Source organism: Cetobacterium somerae ATCC BAA-474, from assembly GCF_000479045.1.
In the GTDB taxonomy this organism is placed as follows: domain Bacteria; phylum Fusobacteriota; class Fusobacteriia; order Fusobacteriales; family Fusobacteriaceae; genus Cetobacterium_A; species Cetobacterium_A somerae.
Genome location: NZ_KI518106.1, coordinates 1,191 through 8,624 on the forward strand (window position 1 = coordinate 1,191; position 7,434 = coordinate 8,624).

The 7,434-nt window shown below is 26.8% G+C and carries 4 protein-coding genes; 1 reads left to right on the forward strand and 3 read right to left on the reverse strand.

Annotation, left to right across the window (positions count from 1 at the left end):
* Window positions 1–223: 223 nt before the first annotated feature.
* Window positions 224–775 carry a hypothetical protein gene (locus HMPREF0202_RS04115; protein WP_023052028.1) on the forward strand — a complete coding sequence of 184 codons (552 nt, stop codon included), beginning with the start codon at window positions 224–226 and terminating at the stop codon, window positions 773–775.
* Window positions 776–836: 61 nt separating this feature from the next.
* Here HMPREF0202_RS04115 and HMPREF0202_RS04120 read toward each other — a convergent pair whose 3' ends face one another.
* Genes HMPREF0202_RS04120 through HMPREF0202_RS04130 form a run of 3 tightly spaced genes read right to left on the reverse strand, consistent with a single transcriptional unit; the run spans window position 837 to window position 7,294 of the window.
* Window positions 837–4,013, reverse strand: a complete 3,177-nt coding sequence (locus tag HMPREF0202_RS04120; RefSeq protein WP_023052029.1) for an efflux RND transporter permease subunit — start codon at window positions 4,011–4,013, stop codon at window positions 837–839.
* Window position 4,014: 1 nt separating this feature from the next.
* A complete protein-coding gene (locus HMPREF0202_RS04125) occupies window positions 4,015–5,112 on the reverse strand; it encodes an efflux RND transporter periplasmic adaptor subunit (RefSeq protein ID WP_023052030.1) in 1,098 nt (365 codons plus the stop codon).
* A gap of 10 nt (window positions 5,113–5,122) precedes the next feature.
* Complete coding sequence (locus HMPREF0202_RS04130; RefSeq protein WP_084537621.1) at window positions 5,123–7,294, reverse strand: TolC family protein; 2,172 nt, start codon at window positions 7,292–7,294, stop codon at window positions 5,123–5,125.
* Window positions 7,295–7,434 lie beyond the last annotated feature (140 nt).

A 7,434-nucleotide genomic window follows, 5' to 3' on the forward strand; every position in this document is an offset into this window, starting at 1 on the left:
ATTAGAATTGAAAAAAGTATAGAGTCAAAATTACTAAAAGAAAAAGAGTTGCAAGAATCTATCCTATTGGATAGACAAATAACAGCTCTTACGCTTCGTAAAAAGCTCGTTAAGGTCGATGACAACGTTTTTGAGTGCTATTCTATCCAAAGTTGAATCGGAAAATCTTAAATCAAGTTTAAAAGAGTTGAAGTCATCTGAGATTTATAATTATTTTAAAAATATGAAATTTGAAGATATAGAACGACTAGCTTTAAACAGTTTAAGTAAGGGAAGATACTTTAAAGCTATGAAAGAATATGGAGTTTTAGATAAAAAAAGAATTGAGTTAAAAATAGAAAAAGATTCATATACAACACTATCTAAAAAGTTATTATATTTAGGGGCTTTGTCTAAAGTAAATAGAGAACTTAAAAGTGTTAATGAGTCTCTTTTAAGATTAGAAAAAGAGTTTAAAGAGATCCAAACATCAATTGGTGATAAAAAACTTCATGAAGAAATTTCTAGAGTCAATAACTTAAGAAATAGTATTGCTGATAGGTACTCTAAACAAAGTGATATGTTTAAAGAAAAATCTAAGCTTAATGAATTTTTTATTAAAGAGACAAATAAACTAAAAAAATATTTAGATTCTGAAAAAGATATATCTAATAGATTTACTAAAACATCTTTAAAAACAAATTATATTAATTTAAGAGGAAAAATTTTAGGTAACTATTTAGTTGATTTTGAAATAGAGAAAAAGAAAAGAAAAAGTTTTGAAATGGATTTTTAAAATATATAAAAATAAATCCACCTCAGAATAAATATGCTTAGAGGTGGATTTAAAATTAGTTTTATTTTATAATTAATTTATTTTCATCATATTCATAATTTTTAAAATTAACTTTATAGAAAGTTGCATAAATAACCGGAATAACTCCTAGAGCTAAAACTGTGTCTGTTGCTAAACCAAAGATTAATACAACGGCTAATGGTTGAAAAAGTGGACCTCCAAAAAAGTACAGAGGCATAAGCCCAACTAAAGTAGTTGCAACAGTTAGGAATATAGGTCTAAGTCTAGATTGACATCCAAATACGATTGCATCTTGATCACTTCTTTTTAACTCTTCTTTTTCAATTGTCATTTTATCAACTAAAATAATTGCATGATTTAAAACGACCCCAGCTAAGGATATAATTCCAATCATAGCCATAAATCCTAGTTGCGTATTTGTAATTAGAAGACCAATAGCAATTCCTAAAAGAGATAATGGAATAACAAGCATTATAGTTAATCCTTTTTTCATAGAATTAAATTGTCCTACAACTAAAACAAACATCATAAGTATCGCAAAAGGAACTTGTGCAAATAATGCATCTTGATTTTCTTTAGATGTTTTCATTATTCCAGATGGATAATACTTTATATTAGGACCCCATTCTTTTAGTTTTTCTTTTAGCCATGGTTCTACGAGTTTATTAACCTCTAAAGGGGTAGTATCATCTTTAACAGCTGCATCAATTTCGATAGAGTAAGCCATATTTCTTGTAGAAATATAATTTTGTCTAAAATCTAATTTTATATTAGCAATCTGTTTTAAAGGAACAGCTTTTCCAGAAGAGTTTATTAACTCAATAGATTCAATAGATTTAATATCATTTTTATAAGTATTTTTTCCTCTTAATACAACAGGAATGATTGTACTTTGAGGAGGAGCATTGAAATCTCTAAAAACAGTAGCATTATAACCTTGTAGAACAAATTGTAAATCTTTTCCAATTGTATCGTTATTAAATCCAGCTGCTTGAGCTTTTTCTTGATTTATTTCTATACTAATATCAGGTACTTCATTACCCCAAGCATCTGAGATAGAGTATGCACCAGGAGTATTATTAAGTTTATTTTTAAGTTCGTTAGCACATTTTTTAAGAAGTGTAATATCATTTGATGTTAAAACATATCCTAAATCTTTTTCTAAAGTAACTCCACTTCCTAAACCTTTGGTAACAATATCAATACTTGGATATTTATTTTTTAAGTAAGTGTTTATTTCAGTACTTATTTTAGGAATTAGAGTATAATCAGTTAAATTATACATTATATAAGCATATTCAGTTAAACGAGTTTCAGGAGTATATCCTGTAGAGAATCTTGGAGCTCCACCTCCTATAAAAGACCCCCAACTTAAAACTCCAGGTTTTTTATAAACTAAAGTTGTTCCACCAGTTGTTATGTAGTCCCAAAGTGTTGGAGGTAGTGGTTCTTGATCTCCAGTCGAATAATTTTTAGATATAAAATTATTGGCATCTTTAACCACTTCTCTTGTAAAGTTTATGTCAGTACCTTTAGGTAATCTTATGTATGTTGACATAACAGGGTCAGTTGAAGCTGGCATAAAATTGTTTGGAACAAGCCCAAGTAGCCAAAGTCCTAAAATAAATGAAATAGCAGTTCCAATAAGAGTTATCTTTTTATTTTTTAGAACTGTTAAAAGAATATTTCTATATATTAGATATGGTTTACTATTTAAGTCTTGTTTTTCTCCAGCTTTTATTTTAATAAAATCATAGCAAAGCAATGGAATCAAAGTTTGATTTATAAGCCATGATCCAATTAAAGCTAACATAACAACTATTGTTAATGGTCCAACATATTGTCCCATGTCCTCTTTATTCAAAATAATAGGAGAAAATGCCATTATTGTTGTTATAGAACTTACAAGTAAAGGAATAGCAAGAGTTTTAGCAGATTCTAAGCAAGCTTCCATTCTTCCTTTTCCATTTTCTAAAAGAACAATAATATTTTCAGACATAACAACAGCATTATCTACTAACATTCCAAGAGCAATTATAAGACCAGCCAAGGTAATTTGATTAATACCATAATCCATATAGTATAAACCAATTAAAGTAAATGCGATTGATGTTGGAGTAAGAGCAGCAACTATAAGACCAGATCTAATTCCTAAAAATGCTAGCATAACAAGAACTATTGTAATTACAGCTTGAAAAAGATTAGCAATAAAAGAGGTAACTTTTACTTGCACTAAATCAGGTTGATAATAAATTTCACCTATTTCTAAACCTATAGGAAGATTTTTTTTGAACTCTTTTAAAGTATTTTGAATTCCATTACTCATAACTAAAATATCTTCACCAGATCCTAAAGAAACTCCCAAAGTAATTGCATTATTCCCATTGAAATCTATTGAATATGGTGATGGTTCTTGATATCCTTTATAGATATTAGCAATTTCTTTAAGGTAAATACTTTCTTTTCCATCATTACTTGTAATAACGGTATTTTTAATATCTTCTATACTTTCAAAATTACCAGTTGGATTTATTTTTAATCTATCTTCATTGATAACAATATCCCCACCCTTGATAATAATATTAGAATTATTTAAAGTTGTAAGAATAGTTTGTAAGGTAATTCCAGTTTGTGAAAGGAGTTTATTGTCGATATCAACATATATAGTTTGACTTTGAACTCCACTTATATCAATTCTTCCAATTTGTGGAACAGCAAATAAAAGTGTTTCTTTTAATTTTGTTGCAGTTTCATAAAGCTCTTCATATGTATACCCATCTCCACCCAATGCTAAAAGAGTTCCATACACATCACCAAAATATGTATTTATTTGTGGTGTTTGGACTCCAGTTGGCAAATAAGGAACAACGAAAGTATTAATTCTATCTCTTAACTCTTGCCAAACAGGCTGTAAATCTTTATATTCACTTTTTATATTTACATATACATTTGATTGTCCATCAACATTTTTGGATTCGACATAGTCAAGAGCATCCATATTTTGAACTTGATCAGCAATTCTCTTACTAACTAAATCACCAACTTGTTTCGCGTTTGCTCCAGGCCAATTAGTTGTAATTAATGCTACTTTAATTGTGAAACCAGGATCTTCAGCTTTTTCTGACTTATCGTAAGATACGTATCCAACTATTAAAAGAAGAATAAATAATAGATAAGCTGTAACTTTGTTCTTTATAGTTAATTCTGTTAAACTCATATTACATCTCACCTTTTATTAAAGAAACTTTTTGGTTTTCTAACACTTGATTACTTCCTTTTGTTATTACAAAGTCCCCGTGACTTAAGCCAGATGTTATAATAATTCCATTTGATGTTGGAGTATTTAAAACTTCTACTTTTTGTTTTTTAGAAATACCAATATTATTTACAATATCTGTAACAACATAAACATATTTTTCGTTACTAGGGCCTGTAATGATAGAACTTAAAGGAAGAGAGATTATATTTTCATCCTCCTCTAATGTATTTAAAGATATATTAGCAATCATTCCAACTTTTATATCTGAGGAATTAGCATCGTTTAATTTAGCTTTAACAGGGTATGTACTTCCATAACCAGTTGAAAGAGTTCCAATATTAGTTATAACTCCATCTATTTTTTTATTATTTAGAGATGATATAGTAATATTAACAATTTGTCCTTGTTTTAATTTCCCAACGATAGATTGTGAAACATTAAATTCAACACTTCTATCACCATCACTATTTAAGATAAAAATAGTAGTCTCAGGACTAACAATTTGATTAACTTCACTTTTAACTTGTCCAATAGTTCCATTTTCTGGTGCTTTTAATTGTGTGTAACTAAGTTTTAACTTAGCTAAATTTAAAGCTTCTTTTAAGGCATTTACAGTAGAAAAAGCAGATTTATATTGAGCTATAGCGCTATCATAAGATGCTTTAGAAATACTATTTTCCAAATAAAGAATCTGAGACCTTTTATAATTAGCTTCTGTTTCTGCAAAAGAAGCTTGTCCTTTGGCTAAATCTGCTAAAGCTTTTTCGTAGTTTAGCACATACTCAGTATTATCTAATGTTGCTAAAATTTCACCTTTTTTTACAGTATCTCCTAAATCAGCAATTCTTTTATTTATAGTTCCAGAAACTCTAAAACTTAGATTTGACAGAGCTTCTGATCTAATAGTTCCAGAGTATGTTCTTTTAACTGAATTTTCTTTCGAACCTACAACTTCATAAACAACTGGTTTTATATTTTCATTTTTATTATTACTTTCTTTTTTACCACAAGCTAAAACTGATAGTGTTAGTAAAAAAATTAAAAATTTATTTTTCAATGTGAGCCTCCTATTTTTCTAGTACTTCGTTTAAATTATTTAATATTTGTAATTTTTCATCAGAAGTCATTGTAATTGACGATTTACCATAAAGATTTTCTAATTTTAATGCTGAATTAATTAGATTAAAATTTTGAATAACATTATTTAATTCTTGAGAAAGTGCATTATTTTGTGCCGAAAGTAAATCTGTAACAGTAATTGTACCTTCAGAGTAAAGATTTCGTACTATATCTAAATTTTTCTTAGCTACAGTTGCAGAAGTTGAAGTTGAATAATTTTGAACATAATTACTTAAAAGTTCAGTATAAGTTTGTAAAACTTGCTGAACTAAATTATTTTTTGAATCTGCCCAAGAATATTCTAAAGATTGAATTTCACTTTCTATTTTTTTAGAGTTATAATATATTTCACCACCAGAAATAAGGGGTAATGTTGCAACTATTCCAGCTTCCCAATATTCATCTGGGAATTTTTTATTAGAATTTTCTCCCCATGGTGTAATCATATTGTCTTTATAATATTTTCCTGCTGCAGAAACTTTTGGTAAAAATCGTTCTCTTTTATTAGCGGATAGTTCTCTTTCTTTAGCTTTTATATTATTATTTAAAGATGCTAAAGAGTTAGAATTTGAAATAGCTCCTTGAACAAGAAAATTTTCTATCTTTTTAGATCTATCAGATCCATATGAAAAATTTTTATTGAATGAATCACTTAAAACAAAATAAGTAGATACATCTTTTAATGACTCATAATTATAACTATTATCTGGTGGTAAGTTTAAAAGAGTGTTTAGATAAATCTCTTGATTTTTGATTTCACTTCCGATATTAGCTATATTAGCTAGGGAACTTGCAACATCAGATTCAAGTCTATAGACATCTTGAAGACCGCCAGCACCTACTTTATAATTTAATTTAGCAACTTCTAAACTTTCTTTTAAAAGAGCATAGTTGCTTTTTTGAATATCTAGTTGAGCATTTAATTGAAGTATATTGACATAAGTAGATGCTGTATAATATAAAATATTTAACTTTGTCTGTTCATATTGTTTTCTACTAGAATCAAGTGCAAGTTTTTCAATTTGAACAGAAGCATTAAGTTGATCATTGAAAATAACTTGAGAAAGTTCTAAATATGAGTTTACACTATTTGTAGGAGCTCCCATCTTAAAATTACTTGTTCTTTTATCAATAGCATTATATTGCACATTTGCATTTAACTGAGGTAATCTTGAACTATTAGAAATTTTCACATTATAAGAACTAGTTTCTAAATCTTGTTTAGATTTTAAAAGTGAAAAATTTGAATTTAATGCTCTTTCAACTGCATTTTTTAATGTAAGTTTAATTCTATCTTTTTCAGATATTTTCAAATTCGAAATATTTTGTAAAAAAATAAGATTTGGATATAGTCCAAGTTTGTTAGCTACATCTCCATTAAAAAAGATATTTTCTCTGGGTTCATTGACTTCAACTACTTTACCCAATCTATTGTTAGTTTTATAAAGCATATAATTTAATGATGCAGCTCTAATACGTTTTGAAAACTCTTTTTTCATATCAATACCAACATAAGCATATTTATTAAAATTTTCATTGAACGATATTAAAAATATAGGATTTTTACTTTCTTTTATTTTCTTTTCGTCAGTTTTATATATATTAATTTTTAAATTGTTTATATTAATATTTTTAGATAAGTTAGTAATGTTTGCTTCACTTATATTTGAAATAAAAATATCGATTTCATTTACTCCATTTACATTATTAAAGATTTGAAGATAGTTTTTTAAATCTAAATCACTGTAGACATAATTTAAATTATTTGGTAATTTTTCTAAATTTTTTCCAAAACCTAAAGGTGCAGAATAAAATTTATTTTTGCTTAAATTTTTTATTTTATCGATAGAAGTATCAGTTAAAATAAAAAGACTATCAATTTTATTATCTAAATTAATAGAATTTAGTTGATTTTCTAGATTTTGATTATCAACATATAGAACTTTTAATATATTCGGCTGAAAATTAGTACCAGCAAAATTTTTAGTTAGTTCATCTTTTAGAATATTTAAGTAAGTATTTGACATTTCATCATTATTTTCTAAAATAACTGCAGTATTGAGTGTTTTAGAAAAAATAGAAATATTCATTATAAGTAATAAAAATAAAACTTTGATCACAGTATCCTCCTAAATTTAAATTTGACTAAATATTATATACTTTAAATTTAATGTTTGTATATTTGCAAAGAAATACTAAAAAAAATGTACTGTATTGCATAATTAAAAGTTCTTCTATTTATATGAGAAAAATGATATAC

Coding starts and splice junctions, on each gene's coding strand:
- HMPREF0202_RS04115 (WP_023052028.1), top strand. CDS start 224: ATGAAATTTGAAGATATAGAACGACTAGCTTTAAACAGTTTAAGTAAG.
- HMPREF0202_RS04120 (WP_023052029.1), bottom strand. CDS start 4,013: ATGAGTTTAACAGAATTAACTATAAAGAACAAAGTTACAGCTTATCTA.